The sequence below is a fragment of the Ignavibacteriales bacterium genome, assembly GCA_016709155.1.
Classification (GTDB): Bacteria; Bacteroidota; Ignavibacteria; order Ignavibacteriales; family Ignavibacteriaceae; genus JADJEI01.
This window is the reverse complement of record JADJEI010000006.1, coordinates 232,238-252,221: the sequence shown is the minus strand read 5'-3', so window position 1 is coordinate 252,221 and position 19,984 is coordinate 232,238. Positions and strand designations below refer to the sequence as shown.

General features: G+C 34.1%; 17 protein-coding genes. 9 read left to right on the top strand and 8 right to left on the bottom strand.

What is annotated here, in order from left to right:
- Nucleotides 1–489: 489 nt before the first annotated feature.
- From pta to IPH11_11665, 4 genes are all read left to right on the top strand, one after another.
- Nucleotides 490–2,745 carry a phosphate acetyltransferase gene (pta, locus tag IPH11_11680; protein MBK6914267.1) on the top strand — a complete coding sequence of 752 codons (2,256 nt, stop codon included), beginning with the start codon at nt 490–492 and terminating at the stop codon, nt 2,743–2,745.
- A gap of 194 nt (nt 2,746–2,939) precedes the next feature.
- Nucleotides 2,940–4,145 carry a metallophosphoesterase gene (locus tag IPH11_11675; GenBank protein ID MBK6914266.1) on the top strand — a complete coding sequence of 402 codons (1,206 nt, stop codon included), beginning with the start codon at nt 2,940–2,942 and terminating at the stop codon, nt 4,143–4,145.
- A 181-nt stretch (nt 4,146–4,326) separates the two neighbouring features.
- Nucleotides 4,327–4,929, top strand: coding sequence for an HD domain-containing protein (locus IPH11_11670; GenBank protein MBK6914265.1), 603 nt, complete (start codon nt 4,327–4,329; stop codon nt 4,927–4,929).
- Nucleotides 4,930–5,057: 128 nt separating this feature from the next.
- A complete protein-coding gene (locus IPH11_11665; GenBank protein ID MBK6914264.1) occupies nt 5,058–6,056 on the top strand; it encodes a hypothetical protein in 999 nt (332 codons plus the stop codon).
- A gap of 58 nt (nt 6,057–6,114) precedes the next feature.
- Here the strand turns inward: IPH11_11665 and IPH11_11660 are convergent, their stop codons facing one another.
- From IPH11_11660 to IPH11_11650, 3 genes are all read right to left on the bottom strand, one after another.
- Entirely contained in the window at nt 6,115–6,303 is a 189-nt protein-coding gene (locus IPH11_11660) for a hypothetical protein (GenBank protein MBK6914263.1), read from the bottom strand.
- Nucleotides 6,304–6,386: 83 nt separating this feature from the next.
- Complete coding sequence (locus IPH11_11655; protein ID MBK6914262.1) at nt 6,387–6,821, bottom strand: hypothetical protein; 435 nt, start codon at nt 6,819–6,821, stop codon at nt 6,387–6,389.
- 73 nt (nt 6,822–6,894) lie between these two features.
- Nucleotides 6,895–8,574 (bottom strand): peptidase, encoded by a 1,680-nt coding sequence (locus IPH11_11650; GenBank protein MBK6914261.1) that lies wholly within the window; start codon nt 8,572–8,574, stop codon nt 6,895–6,897.
- 329 nt (nt 8,575–8,903) lie between these two features.
- Here IPH11_11650 and IPH11_11645 point away from each other — a divergent pair, with 329 nt between their 5' ends.
- The 5 genes from IPH11_11645 to IPH11_11625 all read left to right on the top strand — a co-directional run bounded on the left by IPH11_11645 (nt 8,904) and on the right by IPH11_11625 (nt 15,285).
- Nucleotides 8,904–10,523, top strand: coding sequence for an indolepyruvate ferredoxin oxidoreductase (locus tag IPH11_11645; GenBank protein ID MBK6914260.1), 1,620 nt, complete (start codon nt 8,904–8,906; stop codon nt 10,521–10,523).
- The gene (locus IPH11_11640; GenBank protein MBK6914259.1) at nt 10,520–11,104 is read left to right on the top strand and encodes an indolepyruvate oxidoreductase subunit beta; all 585 of its coding nucleotides are present in this window, start codon (nt 10,520–10,522) and stop codon (nt 11,102–11,104) included. The genes IPH11_11645 and IPH11_11640 overlap by 4 nt, the downstream gene beginning before the upstream one ends.
- 479 nt (nt 11,105–11,583) lie before the next feature.
- Nucleotides 11,584–14,544, top strand: a complete 2,961-nt coding sequence (locus tag IPH11_11635; protein ID MBK6914258.1) for a discoidin domain-containing protein — start codon at nt 11,584–11,586, stop codon at nt 14,542–14,544.
- A 127-nt stretch (nt 14,545–14,671) separates the two neighbouring features.
- Entirely contained in the window at nt 14,672–15,058 is a 387-nt protein-coding gene (locus IPH11_11630) for a class I SAM-dependent methyltransferase (GenBank protein ID MBK6914257.1), read from the top strand.
- The gene (locus IPH11_11625; protein ID MBK6914256.1) at nt 15,013–15,285 is read left to right on the top strand and encodes a methyltransferase domain-containing protein; all 273 of its coding nucleotides are present in this window, start codon (nt 15,013–15,015) and stop codon (nt 15,283–15,285) included. Before IPH11_11630 ends, IPH11_11625 begins: the two co-directional genes overlap by 46 nt.
- Before the next feature lie 7 nt (nt 15,286–15,292).
- Here the strand turns inward: IPH11_11625 and IPH11_11620 are convergent, their stop codons facing one another.
- From IPH11_11620 to IPH11_11600, 5 genes are all read right to left on the bottom strand, one after another.
- Nucleotides 15,293–16,582: an O-antigen ligase family protein gene (locus IPH11_11620; protein MBK6914255.1), complete on the bottom strand. Its 1,290-nt coding sequence runs from the start codon at nt 16,580–16,582 to the stop codon at nt 15,293–15,295.
- Nucleotides 16,572–17,342, bottom strand: a complete 771-nt coding sequence (locus IPH11_11615) for a ChbG/HpnK family deacetylase (GenBank protein MBK6914254.1) — start codon at nt 17,340–17,342, stop codon at nt 16,572–16,574. The genes IPH11_11620 and IPH11_11615 overlap by 11 nt, the downstream gene beginning before the upstream one ends.
- 140 nt (nt 17,343–17,482) lie before the next feature.
- Nucleotides 17,483–18,436 carry an oligosaccharide flippase family protein gene (locus IPH11_11610; protein MBK6914253.1) on the bottom strand — a complete coding sequence of 318 codons (954 nt, stop codon included), beginning with the start codon at nt 18,434–18,436 and terminating at the stop codon, nt 17,483–17,485.
- Nucleotides 18,437–18,523: 87 nt separating this feature from the next.
- Nucleotides 18,524–18,886 (bottom strand): oligosaccharide flippase family protein, encoded by a 363-nt coding sequence (locus IPH11_11605; GenBank protein ID MBK6914252.1) that lies wholly within the window; start codon nt 18,884–18,886, stop codon nt 18,524–18,526.
- A 154-nt stretch (nt 18,887–19,040) separates the two neighbouring features.
- The gene (locus IPH11_11600) at nt 19,041–19,943 is read right to left on the bottom strand and encodes a glycosyltransferase family 2 protein (GenBank protein MBK6914251.1); all 903 of its coding nucleotides are present in this window, start codon (nt 19,941–19,943) and stop codon (nt 19,041–19,043) included.
- Nucleotides 19,944–19,984 lie beyond the last annotated feature (41 nt).

Below are 19,984 nucleotides of genomic sequence, written 5' to 3'. Positions count from 1 at the left end.
TAGAAGTCCTGCATCTCAGCGGGACTATTTTTTTGCAGCCAATATTCAAATACAAATATTTTAGACATTCTTCGCCTGATTGGATAAAAATATTTCTGTCTGATATTATTTCTTTATGACAGCAGAACAGGCACTGGTTCAATTAGTAAACCAGGGTATTTAAAATTAGGCAAAAACATTCATTATTTTTTCAATAAAATTATTTTGGACAGATGTGTTAAGCATAAATCAATTTGATAGTGTTTCATTACCGGTAAGTTCGTAATTTTACTAAGTAAAATATTTACAGTATTAAAAATTAAAATATTTTGCTACTATAAAATTCAGATGGGAATTAGAATTGGATTCGAACTTAGATAGTGCCTCAAAAAACAAATCAGCAATTATAGAATTGTTGATTCATACCTTTAATCAATATTTAATCACAATTATAACAATCACCAACTTTCATAGATGTGAAAGATTGGTACTTTTAATCAGGAGAATAAAATGAAAATTCAAAAAGAGGATGCTCTATTTTATCATAGCGGCGGTCGCAGAGGTAAAATAGAAGTAACACCAACAAAACCATGTTTAACTTCGAGAGATTTGTCACTTGCATACACTCCCGGAGTGGCAGTGCCTTGCATGGAAATAAACGCCAACGTTGATGACGTTTATAAATATACTGCTAAAGGAAACCTTGTTGCAGTGCTTTCAAATGGTACGGCTGTATTAGGTTTGGGTGATATCGGACCCGAAGCAGGAAAACCGGTAATGGAAGGGAAGGGGGTTTTGTTTAAAAGATTTGCCGACATAGACGTTTTCGATATTGAAGTTGCTTCAAAAGATCCTAAAGAAGTAATTCGATTAGCTGAACTTTTAGAACCAACCTTCGGAGGAATAAACCTTGAAGATATAAAAGCTCCCGAGTGTTTTGAGATAGAAGAGACTTTGAAAAAGACAATGAAAATCCCTGTTTTCCATGACGATCAACATGGAACAGCAATTATCTCTTGTGCTGCTTTAATAAATGCAGTTGAAATAGCAGGGAAAAAATTGGATAAGATCAGACTGATTGTTAATGGCGCCGGTGCTGCAGCTATTTCTTGCTGCAAACATTATGTTCGTGCCGGTGTAAAGAAGGAAAACATTTATATGTTTGATTCTAAAGGCTGCATTACACATGATAGAACAGATCTTAATAAATATAAAGACGGCTTTGCCCAGAAAAAAGGATTTGCTTCTTTGAAAGAGGCATTCAAAGATGCCGATGTTTTTATTGGATTATCCAAAGGCGGGGTGGTTGATAAAGAATGGGTTAAAACAATGGCTCCAAACCCGATAATTTTTGCCATGGCCAATCCCGATCCTGAAATCAGCTACGAAGATGCAACTTCGGTGCGTAAAGATTTAATAATGGCAACAGGCAGAAGCGATTATCCCAATCAAGTTAATAATGTTTTAGGATTTCCATTTATATTTCGCGGTGCGCTTGATGTTAGAGCATCCACAATAAATGATGAAATGAAAATGGCGGCAACACTTGCGCTTGCAAAACTCGCTCGTGAAAAAGTTCCCGAGATGGTTATGAAAGCTTACGGTGGTGAAGGATTTGAGTTCGGACAAGATTACATTATTCCAAAGCCATTCGATCCACGAGTTCTATGGTATGTTGCACCTGCTGTTGCAAAAGCGGCAATCGAAACGGGTGTTGCAAAAATCACTAAGATGGATTGGGCAGTGTATGAAGAACAGTTGAAAGAACGTCTTGGGCTTTCGAAGGAAGTGATCAGAGTTATGATTCACAAAGCTCAGAAGAATCCAAAACGAGTTGTATATCCCGAAGGCGAACAAGAAAATATTATCCGCGCTGCACAGGCTGTTTTTTCTGATAGCATCGCTGCTCCTATTCTAATCGGTAATGAAAAATTCATTAAAAGTGAAATAGAAAGAATAGGGTTCGATGTTAAAGATTTTACAATTATGGATCCTACGAATTGTGAGAAGTGTGAAGAATATGCCCAAGCATTCTTCCGCAAAAGACAGCGAAAGGGCGCAACAATTTGGGATTCAAAATCTCTAATTAAAGATCCAAATTATTTCGGTTCGATGATGGTTGCCATGGGCGATGCTGATGCATTGATCAGCGGCTATGCTTCAAGTTATCCAAACACTATTCGTCCAGCTTTAGAATGTGTTGGTGTTAAAGAAGGATTTAAGATTGTATCAGGCATGTACATTGTTGTTACTAAAAAGGATACATATTTCTTCGCTGACTGTACAGTGAATGTTAATCCAAATTCCGAACAGCTTGCAGAGATTGCAATCTCTGCTGCTGATACAGTTCAGCATTTTGAAATAAAACCCAAAATCGCTCTTCTCTCGTTCAGTAATTTTGGCAGCGCACCTTACCCCGAATCTAATAAAGTTAAAGAAGCTTTACGCATCATTCACGAGAGGCGACCGGATTTAGTTGTTGATGGTGAAATGCAAGCCGACACTGCCGTGGTTCCTGAAATTCTTGATAAGACATTTCCATTTTCAGCTATTAAGGGTGGTGCAAATGTACTCGTATTTCCAAATCTTGATGCGGGAAACATAGCCTACAAATTGTTGGCAAGAATCGGGCAGGCTACTGTTATCGGTCCGATATTAATGGGAATGAAAAAACCGGTTCACGTTTTACAGCGTGATGCAAGTGTTGATGATATTATTAACATGACTGCCATTGCTGTTGTTGAAGCCGCTCAGGCGAAAAAGTAATATTTCGTTTACATTCATCTACAAGGCAAATTATTAATTTGTACTAACACAATTAATGGTTTGCCTTTTTTGTTTCCAACTTGTAAATTGAAACTGTAATTGTAAAAGGGTTATCAAATACACGCCAAGAAACCCGACATAATTTTTACTTATTCTATTTTTTATTCGACTTTTGTAGCACAAATTGATTATTAATGAAGCAATCATTAGTTCAAAAATATAATCTGCATAATAAACTGACATACCTTTTAATTCTGTCAGCCGCCACACTCATAATTTTTTATTCCACAAATAAATCCATCCAGGGTAATTACATTAGTGCTGAAGCGAAATCAATTGGCGGAACAAATCAAAGTGATAGTCTCATTATTAACCGGATATTATTAATAGGTGATGCTGGTGATCCTTCTCTGACCAACCAAGAACCTGTACTGTTAGCAATGCAGAAACAAGCAACTCAACTGCAAGCAAAATCCTTTATAATAACATTAGGCGATAATATTTATCCATACGGTATGCCCGGTATTGAGGATGGTGAAAGACTAATCGCCGAGGATAAATTTAAACGTCAGCTCGATTTAATTATCAATAGCAAAGTGAACGCTGTGTTTCTTCCCGGTAATCATGATTGGGCGCAAGGCACCGAAGAAGGCTGGAAAAGTATAAAAAATGAGCAGGAATTTATAAACTCAAAATATTTTCCACAGATTAGATTTTTACCTGAGAATGGTTGCCCGGGTCCATCAGTAATTGAAGTTGGTGATAAAATTAAAATAATTGCTCTTGATTCACAGTGGTGGCTTCATTCCGGAACAAAACCATCCGTTGCTTGTGATTGCAGCTCGGAAAATGAAGTCGTAAAAACTTTAGATTCGCTGTTGACTGCTTACACCAGTGATATTGTGGTCATCGCTGCTCATCATCCTTTGGCAAGTTATGGACCGCATGGGGGATATTTTAGCTGGAAAGATCATGTATTTCCTTTGTTAAATCTCAATTCTAATCTTTGGATACCCCTGCCTGTAATAGGTTCAATTTATCCATTAACAAGAATGATGGGAATTTCTAATCAGGATATGTCTAATTCTGAGTATCAAAATTACATATCCCGTATAGAAGATGTATTAAAGAATCATAAAAATATTATTTATGCCTCCGGGCATGAACATTCGCTTCAAATACTAAATGGAATTAATAAGTCAATTTATCTCGTAAGCGGATTTGGAACTTCTTCGCATCACACTGAATTGGCAAAAGGAGAACGAACATTGTTTGCAGCATCGCAGCCGGGCTTTATGCAAATTGATCTCTACAAAGACGGCAAAGTTCAAATTTCTGTGTTTGAGGTTGATGAAAAGTCCAACCCGGTTAAAGCCTTTTCATTTTGTCCATTTATGTAATTGAAAACACTATTATTTTTCCCACTTATCTTTACTTTCCTTATTGACTCACTTTGTTCTAAGTTGAATTCAGATGCGGTATTACTGTGAGGATTATCACGGTGAACTAAAAATTATTTCTATAACATTCAATTGAAAAAATTATTTACAATAAAATGATGTCCTCATTTTTGTTTAGACAATGAATACAAACGATTTAATTACTTCTGCAAAAGAATTTATTACCCGTGAATTCCAAAAGAATTCTCCTGATAGTAATTTATATCATAATTTTGAGCATACTCTTGATGTTGTTCAAACCGCTATCGAAATTGCTTCGGCAATGGGTATCAGTAGTAAGGATTACCAAGAGCTTGTGATCGCAGCCTGGTTTCATGATATCGGTCATTTTGAATCATGTCATGGTCACGAGGAAATTAGCGCTCAAAAAGTAATTTTATTTTTAGAGGATTTCCATTTACCTGCAGAAAGAATTAATGGTATTGTCAATTGTATCATAGCTACAAAAATTCCGCAAAGTCCCACAAATACAATTGGTGAAATTCTATGCGATGCTGACCTTCACCATTTGGGAACGAAAGAATTTTATCATAAAAGTGAATTGCTTCGAAATGAAATTACACTAAAAGATAAATGTGAGTTTTCAGAAGTAGAATGGATTCAAAAAAATATTGACTTTCTGAATGCTCATCACTATTTCACTGATTATGCTAAACGGACGTTTGGGTTCCAAAAAACTGAAAATCTAAAATCACTTGAAAAATCATTGAGCTATTTTCTTTAACAAGTTTTTATTTCCCAATTGCAGCAACTCTCTCAAACTATTAAATCTAAATTTATTTTTTTAATTGATTTACTTAATTATGAGTATTTTGTTGGACAGAAATTTCCAACAATTATTCAAGTCTGATAATGGACAATAAATACTTTATCTGTTTAATCTTGTTGATAAATATTGAACTGGTGGGGCAATATAGGTTTTCAGGATTTGCTTCTGTCGGTTATACATACGTTGCCATGAATAATGAAATTGATTACACACAACAAACATCCTTCGCAGCAAAACTTTTGTTCGAGTATGATTTGAATAAACATATTGGTACAAGAATGGAGCTTCGGGCAGGTTCTCGCGATCTAACGGTTCAAATAAGAGAAGTCTCAATTAACTTAGACTATTTTGAGCATCTAAAATTTCAAATTGGAAATATTAAAAAACCTTTTGGCGCTGAAAATATTGAAAATATAGAAAATCTTTCGACAGTTGGACGAAGTTATTTAACACAAAAGTTAAATCGAATTGGTTATGGTGATAGAGCAATCGGTATCGAAGCTTATTATAAATATTCTAAAGCCGATTCTGATTTTCCATATTCATATTATCTATTTGCTTTTAGAGATGATGGGGAAGAGTCAGGCTTCACAGCCCGATTAACGAGGGTGGTGGATAATTTGTCAATTACCGGGAATTATTTTCTTCTTAAAACTCCCGGGCAGTTTCCGATTACTACCCATGCCGCAATGCTGGCTTCTAGTATTGATTTTGCTTATCTATCATTTGATGGTGAGTTACTGTTGGCTCAGGATCCCGTTGAAGGAATTAAGCGGATTAAAAAAAATGAAAATCAAGAAGTTTATATTATTGGAGCAAAAATCTCTTCATCTTTTCTTATACCGTCATCAGGTGAAATAATACAAGCGATTCAGCCAATTGTATTAATTTCATACTATCAACCTGATTCGAATGTCTGGGATGACTATACAATTCAGTTTTTAACTGGCGCAAATTTTATTCTTGATGAAAAATTTAAATTTAGAGTGAATACAGATTTATTGGTAAGCAAAAACCCTTTGACAAAAAAATATAAAGGACACGATGCACGGCTTACTCTCAATCTTCAAGTCAAGTTTTAAAGGGGAAGTAAAAAGATGACATCCTTCTGAAAGATGTCATCTTTAAAATGTTATTAGATTATTTTATAACAGCGTCTTCAATCATTACCTTGTAAACGTAACCTGCACCGAAATCCTTATCAACTGAAACTTTTCCTTCAACAATTATGACATCCCCAACGTTTGCAATATCATTACTGGTAACCATCAAATCGTAATTACCGTCAAATTCAGTCCCGTCCTGAATGTGAATCCAGTTTCGGTTCATAATGCCTTTATTAACTTTTACAACTTTGCCTTTAATTTTTACGGTTTTTTCAGAAAGCGATTTACTATTTTCGTAAATATTTTTTACTGACGAACCATCTGATAGCGGTTCAAAATCAATTTGAAGTTTTGTGGTGGAACTGACTTGAGAGTGAGGTGATTGAATAGTTTGCTGTTGATTATTTGATGGTGTTTTGAAACAGCCTGGACAAATAAAATTGATTCGAATGTTTTATCTAAAACATCACTGCGGAAATTTTTCATCACCATACTTTTTTCGAAATAAACTATTTCGCCTTTTTCCACCGGAGTTTGCGGCGCGGCAATCCAGAATTCACTCTCATTTTCTTTCACAAGCATGTAAGTATAGTTCGATGCATTCATGTGATCTACAACTTCAACCTTATGGGTTCCGTTTACGTTTTGTGTACTGTCTTTCATTTCAGGATTTTCTTTTTCCTGACAAGCCGAAAATGTTATTAACGAAATTGCTATTAACACTATTAACTGATATTTCATTTTTTCCCTTTTTGATTTTTGTTTTATTAATAAATAGTAATCCATTTAGGATTATGATGACATTTGTTTTTACCTAATTTTGATGGTGCTCATTTTCAATTTGAAAAACAGGACGTATATCAATCGGAAGATGAGAAATTTTTTCACGAAGAATATTTATTACTTTAGAATTAACAGCATATTTTTCTATGAAATCCTTTGCCTGTTTATAATTTCCGCTGGCTTGAATAGTTAATACTATATTAGCTAATTCTTCCAATGCGGAATAAATTTTATCAAAATTTACTTTAACAGTATTATTTGCTTCATCAAATTGATAAGCATTTTTTTCAAGCAAGTAATTGAAGATAATTGCATTACCTCCACCATGAGCTTCTCCAATTCCAAATCTAACCGAACGAAATACACCGGCAAGAAATGTAACCCAAAGCTGCTGTTCAAATTCTTTTGGATAAATATTCTGATTTATCATGAATATATTATTGTACATGCCAAGCATATCGGCTTTACATTCTTCCAAAGTGGAATATGTTTCTTTTAATTCTTTTTTAACTTCTGTTTTTATACCGTTCACTTCGATAAATCCTGGACCAATACCGTGCGACATTTCGTGCATCAATGTATGGTTGAAGAATGCATCGAAGGTTACAAACTGTAATTGAGATTTATCAAGTACTAATTCAGCAATCGGCAGGAGAAGTTTCTCAAATTTAGCTTCGTGAATATTTTTTAACATAACTTTTTTAGAACCTTTGACACTTCGAACTCTTTCATCATTTGGTAAATTGAATGCGAGAGTTTGAACACCTGCTTTTGAATCGCCGGCATTATAAACTTGATTTACAACAACGATGGGTGATTCGCTGCCTCGAGAAAAGTTTTTGTATTTTTCATCGAGCGGTAGATTCATCTCCATTTCTTTTAAATATTTTGCGAACACTTCCAGCTTCTTGCTTTCAGTGGAATCTTTTAATGTCAAAAAACTTTCGAACGAAGCTTTATAATTAAATAGTCCATCTTCATATACTTCATAAGGACCGATAACAACTTCAATCAAATTGTCCTTTACATCCATCCATGCTAAATCACTTTCAAAGTAGTCATTGGACTCAAAAGCGTTTGCGCGTAAAGTCAAATAATTTTTAAGTGATTCATTATTACACTGGTCAGCAGCTTCTCGTAAGAGATTAGCAGCTTCAGTTAATTTATCTTTATAAAATTCACTAAAGGGAATAGCGATTAATTTATCTCCTTCTCTTCTTACTACAGTAAACTCAGATGTAAAATTTATTTCATCTTCGGGATGATTTTTAATCCACTCTATAAATTCTTCGCGAGTCATATCTTCGGGATAAAAATTTGCGCCGAGTGGTTTTGGTTCATTACCAATGAATGGTTCATCGCTCTCAAGCCTATCGAAAGGACCAGCCATCATATTGAAATATTCAAGTTGAAGCTGTGAAGGGATATTATCTGACGAACGAAGTTTATTCTTTATCATTTCATTTTTTGAATATACCTGATCAAGAAAAATATCGTCTATTATTTTTGAGGCTGAATAAAGTTTGCTCAACACAATTTTATCTTTTACAGAGAGCAGGGCAGCATCATATTTTATTTCTACAGGAATGAATTGTGAAATTCTATCTTGAATCATTTTTGAATCTTTCTTTTCAACAGTGCTACTTGTATCCTGAGATGGTGAACAGTTAAGTAAACTGAGTGTCAATATTATTTGAAAAAGAGTTTTCATCTTTGTACCAAATTATTTAAATATTTATTACTAAAATAAGTTAATAATGTGAGAAGAGGAGGATAAAAAAAGAGACTTCACATATCTATTTGAGGAGGACTCTCAATTTTGGCAAATTAAACACATATAAAACTGCATCGGTAGAAACAAAGACAGGCAGAATAGCATGGAAAATTTCCAGTATTACCTGGCCAAAAGAAATTTTTCTAAATCTTACGTAAAACAATCATGTTAATTTGGATTCAAGATCTCAGTTCATTAAGTACCTGCCATAGTAATTCTTTTTGTAATTTTGCAATAAACTTATTAAAAATTATTGATGATAATTTATGGAAAAGCTTTTATTACTTGGCGCTGAAGCTATTGCTCAAGGTGCAATCGATGGCGGAATGTCTGGCGTTTACGCTTATCCCGGAACACCATCCACAGAAATTACAGAGTACGTTCAACACAATAAAATTGCAATCGAAAGAAAACTGCACAGCCAATGGTCCACTAATGAAAAAACTGCAATGGAAGCCGGACTTGGAATGAGTTACGCAGGTAAACGTGCAATGGTTTGTATGAAACACGTTGGTTTAAATGTTGCTGCTGATGCGTTTATCAATTCTGCAATAACCGGAGTTAATGGCGGATTGATTGTAACTGTTGCTGATGATCCTTCAATGCACTCATCACAAAATGAACAGGATTCACGTTTCTTCGGCAAGTTTGCAATGATTCCGATTCTTGAACCCGCAAATCAGCAAGAAGCTTATGATATGGCTTATGAGGGATTTGAACTTTCTGAAAAATTAAAAATCCCTATCATGATGAGAATAACAACGAGACTTTCACATTCGCGTGCAGGAATTGAAACTCGTCCGATGAAACAGGAGAATAAATTAAAATATCCCGAAGACCCGATTCAATTTGTTCTTCTTCCATCTAACGCAAGAAAAAGATACAAAGGTTTGTTGGGTTTGCAATCACTTATGGAGCAGGAAGCAGAAAGATCATCTTTCAATACTTATTATCCTGCACGAAATAAATCTATTGGTATAATAGCATGCGGAATTGCATTTAATTATTTAATGGAAAATTATCCTGATAGAAAATTTCCACATCCCGTTTTGCAGCTTGGTCAATATCCGCTTCCATTTTCTAAAGTTGAAAAGATTGTAAACGAGTGCGAGCACGTTTTAATCCTTGAAGATGGATATCCACTTGTTGAAGAAATGTTAAAAGGATATTTAGATAAGAATAGTAAAATTAAAGGAAGATTTGACGGATCAATTCCACGTGATGGTGAATTGAATCCTGATATTGTTGCAAAAGCTTTGGGATTAGAAGTTAAAGCTGGAAAAATAATTCCTTCAATTGTTGCGGATCGCCCACCAGAACTTTGTGCTGGCTGCGCTCATCGAGATATTTATCTCGCCTTAAACGAAACGATGAAAGAATTTGGAAAACAAAAAGTTTTTTCGGATATCGGATGTTATACACTTGGTGCACTTCCTCCCTGGAATTCAATCAATTCTTGTGTAGATATGGGCGCATCGATTACAATGGCTAAAGGTGCTGCCGATGCCGGAGTTCATCCTGCAATTGCAGTTATTGGTGATTCCACTTTTACTCATAGCGGAATGACAGCTTTGCTTGATGCAATTGTTGAAAACACTCCGGTTACAATTATTATTTCTGATAATGGGACTACTGGAATGACAGGCGGACAAGCTTCTCACGCAACAGGAAGATTGGAAGAAATTTGTATCGGTCTTGGTGTAAAACCCGAACACGTTAGAGTTTTAACTCCATTACCAAAATACCACGATGAAATGGTAAATGTTCTTCGAGAAGAAATGTTGTATGAAGGCGTTTCTGTTGTTATTCCGAGAAGAGAATGTATCCAAACATTAGGCAGGAGTAAGAAGGATGTTAAAGTTAAGATGGAGAAAGTTTTGAAATGAAATCAGATATAATTTTAGCGGGTGTAGGCGGACAAGGAATTCTTTCAATTGCTGCGGTTGTTGGCATGGCAGCTTTGGAAAATCATCTTTATTTAAAACAGGCAGAAGTACACGGAATGAGTCAGCGCGGTGGTGCAGTGCAATCTCATCTTAGAATTTCTGAAAGAGAAATTGCAAGTGATTTAATTCCAGAAGGCAGAGCAGATATAATTATTTCTGTTGAGCCAATGGAATCATTGCGTTACTTGCCGTGGCTTTCAGAAAATGGGTGGCTGGTAACAAATACAACTCCATTTGTTAACATTACAGATTACCCCGATATGAAAATGCTGCTTGCTGAGATTGAAAAACTTCCTCACAACATTGCAATAAACGCTGATGAAATTGCAAGACAGGTAAAATCTCCACGTTCATCAAATATGGTAGTGCTTGGCGCAGCTTCTCCATTTATTGATATCCCATATCAATCACTCGAAAACGGAATAAAGAAAATCTTTGAAAGAAAAGGGAAGAAGATAGTTCAGCTTAACATTGATGCACTAAAAGCCGGAAGAGATTTTTCAGCATCTCATATGAAATAAGAACGCTTAAACGTACAATTATAGAGTCGTCCAGAAACTCCTAAGCTAGTTGGTTGTTTGTAAAAATTCTTATGACTTGACCAAGTAGTTAGGCGCTATTATTTTACCCCTTATTTTTCTTTTCTAATCAGTTTAACTAATTACTGCTTACCATCAAATCTCAAAGAGAATTTTCCATTCTGATCAGCAAGTTGTAATTATTACCTGGAAAATCTTCCGATATGTAAAAAAACATTCAATATTATCTCATTTTCTAATACTTTGAAATAGTACAATTCTTGCAGTTGTGAAGTGAAGTCAAAATCATTCACTTAGAAAATAAATTTTAAAATGATTTTCCGGTCAAATATTTCGAATCGAATTTCATCGAACATAAAACCAATTGTCCATTTCTGTGCCAAGCAAACACTACTATTTATAGACCCAATAAATAATAAATTATTACTAAACAAATCTTTCGTCTAAGGAGGCTAAACATTATGTTTAACAAATTTGTTTGTGCTTTTCTCATACTTTTCACTTCATTTACTTTCTCCAATACTTATTACCTCGATAAGGATAGCCCAAATGCTTCAGATTCGAACGTAGGTACTAATCCAGATCAACCTTGGTTAACTTGGGATAAAGCTGTAAACACAGCTCAAGCTGGGGATATTGTAATTATCAAGAAATCCTCATCTCCATACATTCCAACCACTAACACTACATTTATCCATAGCGGTAATGCAGCGAATAGAATAATTTTCAGAGGGGAAAACCCCAATGATAGACCTATTATAGATTATCAAAGCAATAAAAATTTTTCAGCGAATAACATTCAATTTGTAACCTGGGAATCATTGAAGATAATTAATACTGGAAACGGATTTTGGACCGAAGGCTCTGATTATCTTGAATTAAGAAGATTGGTGATAGATGGAGTTGCTTCAGGTTCAACTTTAAGATTTCAGGGAGATTATAATTTAGTCGAATATTGTGAAATTACAGGCTCAAAGTGGAATGCGATCACGATAATGAGTCATTCACAAAACACTTCCGATCCTTCTGACGATTGGAGATGCAGAGGCAATATTATAAGATACAATTACATTCACGATAACACTGCTCACCATTCAATAAACATATTTCCTTATGTAAGTCCAGGTGGAAGTGATTTAATGCCTCAATATATTGACAGTACAGAAATATACGGCAATAGACTAGAAAACTCCAATTGGGGTATATACAGCAGGTATATGCGATACTTTAAGATTTATAACAATTTAATAGTAAACTGTACTGAAGGTGGAATTCAATTAGAAAGAAATTATGATAGTGGAAATGCTGGTTCCCCTGATTCAGCAAGATTTGGTACATATGATGCGCGAGGTGGTTTGATAGCCAACAACACTATTTATAATAGCAAAGGTACTTATGGTTGCGCAATAGACAACCGAGCTTGCAATAACGTGAAGTTTTATAACAATGCCATCTGGAATTCAGCTTCTACATCAGATGATGTACAGTGGAGATTTTATAACCCAACAGCTTCATCAGCACCACCACCATTTAACGTGCACCCAGTAAGCAATCTTACTATTGACCATAATATGACTTCTACTGATGGTGGAAGTGTATTATGGAATGGGGGTGGTCAAACCCCATTGGCAACGTGGAATGCAAATAACTGTACTAACGGTATCATCGCTACACCGCAAATTGAATTAACCGGAATTGATTCAAAATGGAATATAGCAGGTAGTTATCTTCCCCAGACAGGAAGTAATGTAATTGACATTGGTTTCTCTGCTTTACCTTTTAATAATGATTATTACGAGACTCAGAGAACGCAGGGTAACGGATGGGATATTGGTGCCGCTGAATTAATCACCGGACCCGACCTGATTGCACCTGAAGTTATAGGCGCTACTTTTATCGACCCTGTTACAATTAGAATAAATTTTTCAGAACCGCTCGAGAGCGGCTCAGCTCAAAACTCAGGAAATTATTCTATCACAAATGGAATTACAGTTTTATCAGCAAGTCTATCTGGGTCGCAAGTAACATTGACCACATCGCAGCATACTGCCGGAACCTACACTGTCACAATAAATAACGTCACAGATCTTTCGGGAAATATAATTTCGCCGGATGCAAACACAGCGCAATATGAAATGCTTGGTGATGTTACACCTCCTGAAGTTAATAGTGCAGAATTAATTGATTCAGTAACTCTGCGAATTACATTTTCGGAATCCCTGGATCCTTCTACAGCAGAAAATATAAGTCACTACAATATAGACCCGACAATCACTGTTTTGTCGGCGGATTTATCAAATTCTATTGTCACATTATCAACTTCAGTTCATTCAGTAGGGACTTACACAGTTACAGTTAATAATGTAACCGACCTTGCCGGTAATCTTATTTCACTATCAGCAAACTCTGCCAATTACGAAATGGTGGATGATTCTTTACAAGGATTAATTCAGTTTGAGATTGATAGCGCAACTGCTTCGGTCATACCAGAACCAGAACATTCACCTGAGCAGACGATTGACGGATTGGGATATGGAGACGGGGATCCTGATTCAAGATGGGCGGGAGACACAATGCCTGAATGGATTATGTTTGACCTTGGAAGTGTTAAACAGGTTAGCTTAGCACGCCTAGCATTTTACAGTTGGGAAACAGGTAGAATTTATAATTACACAATTCGAGTTTCAACAGATCTGAATGATTGGGTTGATGTTTTAACAAATGTTTCATCTGCAGAAGCAGAGTGGACAGAAAATCAATTCAATGTTGTTGATGCAAGATATATTAGAATAGTCTTTATTTCCTCCAATCAAAATGGTTGGGCGGGACTTTGGGAGGGGCAAATCTGGGGTTATGATGATGCTCTCGCAGTAGAACTCACAGAGTTTTCAGCACAATCTAATGGTGAAAATGTCACCCTAAATTGGAATACTTCAACCGAATTAAATAATGCCGGTTTTGAAGTTGAAAGAAGAACTGGAGAAGCTTTTTTACCCATCGGTTATGTTAATGGTAATGGTAGCTCTGTTGAAGAACATTCTTATAGTTTTACAGATTCATCAATTCAAAGCGGTTCATATTATTATCGGCTAAAGATGATAGAATTTGGAGGAGCATATGAATATTCAGATGAAGTTTTAGTAGATGTTGTATCACCAGAGCGATTCATATTAGAGCAAAACTTTCCGAATCCATTCAATCCTTCAACTACAATAAAGTTTTCACTCCCACAGAGATCAAACGTCAAGTTAACAATCTATACTTTGCTTGGAGAGAAGGTTGAAAATCTGGTCGAACAAGAATTAGAGGCAGGAGTTCATTCCTACGAATTCAGTCCAACTAATTTATCTTCAGGCATCTATCTATATGCCTTAGAAAGCAAGGATTTCAAGGAAATTAAGAAATTGGTTTTACTCAAATAATCTTACATCCTTCATTAAAAATTCATTAATAATAATCAGAGAATCATTTGATTGTATCAATCTTTATGATTCTCTGATTTTTTTTAAATTTTAATAAAATTTATTATATTTGAAAAAAAATGACAAAATGAAAATTAAAAAATCAGTTTCGAATTTCTTCAGTTTTGTTAAAGTTTATTGCTTACCTTATAAACCACTTTCCCGAAGTAGACAAACATGGGAACAAGAGTTTAAAGATAATAAATGGGATTACCTATCTGACATTAATCAACTGTCACGATACAGTATTATTATTGGATATTTTAATTTCTGGTTCGAAGGTGGAAGCATATTAGATCTGGGTTGTGGACAAGGACTATTATTAAATCGACTAAATGGTATTAACTACGAATTATATGTGGGTGTGGATTTATCAGAGGAGGCAATGAAAATAGCCGCCAATATTGCCACCAACAAAGCCAAATTTGTTTGCTCGAAATTAGTTCATACGAACCGGATCAAAGATTTGATATGATAGTTTTTAACGAATCACTTTATTATTTCGATAAACCAATAGAAGTAATTAAAAAATATAAAAACTTCCTATCTAAAGATGGAAAGATTATTATTTCTATGTGGGACAATAAGGAGCGAAATAATAAATTATGGAAGGATGTAGATAGATCATTCAAAGTTGTTGATGATCTGCGATTACAAAAAATTCAAAGGAAATCTTCTTGGGTTATTAAAGTTATTGAATGATATAGTATCACTGTATTTTAATAATTTTCTTTTCATTGTTATTCTTATAAGGGTCAAACGAATCAAATGCTGTTATCAGATATGCAAAAACAACTAATGAAGAAAGCAGATGTCCGGGACGAAAAAAAGTTGACTCCTGAAAATTAGATATAACCGCTATTATCATAAACCATATCCATTGGCTTTTTATTTTACTTATTGCAAAACGAGTAAAATAACTAACGATGAAAAAAAGAAACAGTATGAAACCAATAAAGCCTACTTCATTTATTATGTCTATATAACCGTTATGTGATTGATTGGGAAGCCAGACAAAATAGTCATAAATCACCAAAACACTTTTATTTTCAACTACCCAGAACCCTTGATAACCTGCCCCCAGCCATGGGTGTTTTGAAATTTCAAATAACATATAAGTCCACAGATCAGTTCGACCGGAAAATGTGTCATCCTTGCCAAACAACTCCGGAATCAGTTTAAAAAAATCAGGTGCTAAGGTAATTACAGCCAATAGACAAGAGAGTAGTGTAAATATTAAAATAGATGCGGCAGTCCTTCCATACCCAGTTGGTTCAAATAATTTATAAACAAAATAAAAAATACTAAGTGCCAGAAGAAATATAAAAATCAAGATTGATGTTGAACTCATCGAACCCACCATAAGCACAATACTCAGAAGCATCATCATCATGGCAATAACCCGCGAATAAAATTCATCAGTATTTTTGTAAAATAGATAACAAAAAATAGAAGAGATTAATGCATCTTGTCCAAGCATATTTTTCTGTGAAGTTAATCCCCTCCAGGTATGAAAATCTGGATCCAGTGCATCAGGAACAAGAATTACTGATAAGAAAGACAAAATTAAGTATAGATAAATAATATATTTGATGAATTTCAAAAGATCATTTCGTGAATCATTATGAAGTAAGAAAGCTATACTTACACTTATCGTGCAAAACATTTGGAATAATCTTTTGAATGAGTTAAAACTGAATTCCGACCAGATTAAACTAAGGAAGCACCATATAATAAAAGCCGTGAGAAATTTTTCTTTAATAATGAAAGAAAGTAATTCTCTGCGTTTTGGCAAAAGTGCAATAAGAGATAAGATAAATAGTGAAGAAAAAACAATTTGATTTATAATGTTTGAGGTGCCAATCTCCGCGACTTCAGCGGCCTTTGATCTAAACGGTAATGCGGTTCCGAATACCGTAAAAAATATCAGAATAATAAATGATATATTCGCAATGTTAAAATAAGTATCTCTCTTGAGATAGTTGTTTTTAGTTTCCATTTTCACATAATGATTTATAAGTAGCAAACGAAACTTTAGGAAGAAATTTTTCTATCAGTGATTCAAAATCATCACCTTCTTTATAATTGACAATTTTTCCGTCAATACCCTGACAGGGATGCACCATAACCTCAATGGGTTTCTTCTTCAATAGTAATCTCTTATCCACATTTCTTATCTCACAAAAATATTTTGTCTTGGCAAGTTCGGCAAATTCTAATCTCCAATTATAGAGTTTTGAGTAAATTCTTCTTTGCAATGAAAGGTTTCCCCAATTAAATCTTAATCTTACCGCTGGAATAGAATTATCCTTAGCAAGTGCGATAAATAAAGATTGTGTGCCGATAAAATGATGTGAGTGTCGATGTGAGTCGGCGTGTGTTGGATTTATATGATTTTTTTTTAATTTGTTCATCTGTGCTTCGAGTTCAATATAAACAGCTTCTTTTTCTATAGAGTTAAAAGTCTGTCCTTTAAAAGATTTATACATTTCACCATTGTTATTACAAAACTTCTTCAACTTTTTTATTTTTTCTGTCAAAGGTTTGCCCTCTGTAATGTTAAAATGGATTCCGATGCGATCTGAAATTTTTTCTTTATGAGTCATTTCACAAGCCTCTTCAAACCCTGCCATATTGCACATAATCGTTGTGGTAGAAATCCAGCTATTATTAAAAGATTTCAGAATAGCTAGATTTACAGCATTTGACATTCCAAAGTCATCTGCATTTACTACAATTTTCAGATTATTGGGATTCATTTCGCAAATCGAACTTTTATGATGTTATAGATTATTACTTTATTTCTCAAAAAGCTATAATTATAGAATAATAAAAAAATTTCAAAATAACTTCCTTTATTTTGAATAATAATTCTCATTTATGCCGTGAGCTAAAAACACTAATGTTTTTTTAAATTCGTAATAAAATTATTCTTCAATTTTAATAATTGAGCAAGCATACCCTTAATTATCTCTCTAAATTCATTGATGAAAATTCCTTGTAGAACAAAAAATAAAATTATAAACGCAATCTTTAGTATCAAATATTCCGAATCAATAAAAAAATAAATAATTAAAATAATTGCAAGAACTAAAATAGGTTTAAATAATTCGAGTAGCTGTAGTTGTATTTTATATTTAATAAGATGCAAATAAAATAATGTAAAACTAACTAAATTCATAAAAATTAAAGCATACGCAGCACCTATAACTCCAAATATAGGAATCGTAACAAGGCTCGCCGCAGCACTTATAATACTTGCGATGAAATTTACTTTTGCAGGAACCGAGGGATGTCCAGCTGGAGTAAAGGAATATCCCATGAGATCAGCCATCCCTCTTATATGAAAATTAAATATTAATAATGCAGCTACTAAAGCTGAGTCCAAATATTTTTGTGAGTAAAGAAGGATAATGATTTCATTTTTAAAAATAAATGAGAATAAAACTAAAATCGTCATTACTAAAGAAAATATTGAGAGAGATTTATTAATAAAACTTTCGGCAGTTTTTTTATCTCCTTCAGAAAATAACTTAGCCAAGTTTGGGAAATAGACTATAATAAATGAGGAAAATATTTTTTTTAGTGCCATTGGTATATTGGAGGCAACTGAAAAACTCGCTACATTAGCCGGACTCAGATATGCTCCGATCATGAATATATTAATTCTTCCATTAATGAACACGAAAAGATTATTTAGATAGAGGGGAGTACTAAATTTTATAATTTTAACAAAGGAGCTAATTGTTGGTTTCATCTCAAAATATTTTTTGAAAGGAATAATAAAAATTTGATGAACTAGTGGTTGCAATGTTGCTAATATTTCAATTATTAATAGTGTTTCAATGTTCATTTTATCAAAATAAATAAAAAAGTAAAACAACGAGTACTCTGAAAAACGAAGAAACAACATTGACAACCGAATATTGTCGAAATCTATTTAACCCTGGAGAAGGTTATAAAATAAATCTCTAAAATTGGCAAGGACAAAAATGATTGGCACATAAATAAGATATAAAGAAAGATGATCGTCAAAAAAATGTAATATAAATTTACCCGCAAGTAAAAAGACAATGCTAAATACAAAAGCCCCAAGTGCTCTTAAAACCAAAATAGGAATTAGGATATCTTTATTCTCTTCAACTTTAGAACTCGCAATTGATTTTACCATGGTTAGTTCAAGCCCTAATCCGCCGAGTAAGCTGAACATATTTACAACAACCATGATGAGTGCATACATTCCCATTTCGTTCTTTGTAACATATCGTACAACCAACATTACAGTTAAGAACTGAAACAGCATCCCTGACAAGGTTCCGATGGAAGTAGCTAAAAGATCCTTTTAGAATATTTTTTTTAAAATTTTTGTCCACAATTACATTTGAGAAAAGTTATCTTAATGAAAAAAAATTAATTTGTATTTATTGAATAAGGATAGAAGTTTACGCAATATTTGACTAAGAATATTCAAGGGGGTAGTATCCAAACACTGCGGATAGTTTTCCTAAATTTGCAATAAATTTTAAGTACCAGTGAATTCGTTTTGATTTTAATGGAAATAAGAGAATGGCGAGACAAATACTTATAAGTGAAAACGACAATCCAATAGTAATAAATTTAAATTTTACGATGAAAGTATTCTCCTTTTTATTTTCAATGAGTCTTCTTACGAATCCATTGCCGGTCCGAAATGCTCTTTTTACCAGCCACTTGAGTGTTGCTCGTTCAGGAGGTACAAATTCGAATGTTTCGGCTTCAAACGAATTGACAAATTTTGCCCCATTACTTATTAACAAATAAAAAAGCTTTGTATCTGACCCTCCAGAAATACCATACGCTGGGTCAAAAGGGCCATCAACGGACTTTATCGTAGCTCTCTTTATTAAGCAATTTCCCGATCGGGTTATAGTAGCCACTGTGCCCGTTTTGAAAGTTGGACGGTTATAAATAAAACTTTGTCTTATCCAATCAGGAGTACCTTCAGAAAAATACGAATTAACAGTCCCAAATACGCCATCTGCACCAAAGTTCGTTACTGTTCTGAATAATTCCATCACCCAGTTTTCAGAGGCATATTCATCATCATCAATGAATAATATATACTCTCCATTCGCCTTCGCAACTGCTAAATTTCTCGTGAGACTTATATTTTTTTCCGGTTGAACAAGATAAGAGTACTTAAATTTATCAGTATCGTTAAATTCTGTTACAATATTTCGTGCAGTTTCATTCTTATCATTATCAACTACTATTATTTCTAAAAGAATTTCTTTTTCTATTTTTTGGCTTACTAAACTAAACAGTAGTTTTTTTAGTAATTCCGGTCTTTGAAATGTTGCAATACAAACGCTAAGCAGCATAAAAATATATTTTAATGTTATTCATAACTATGTAAATTATT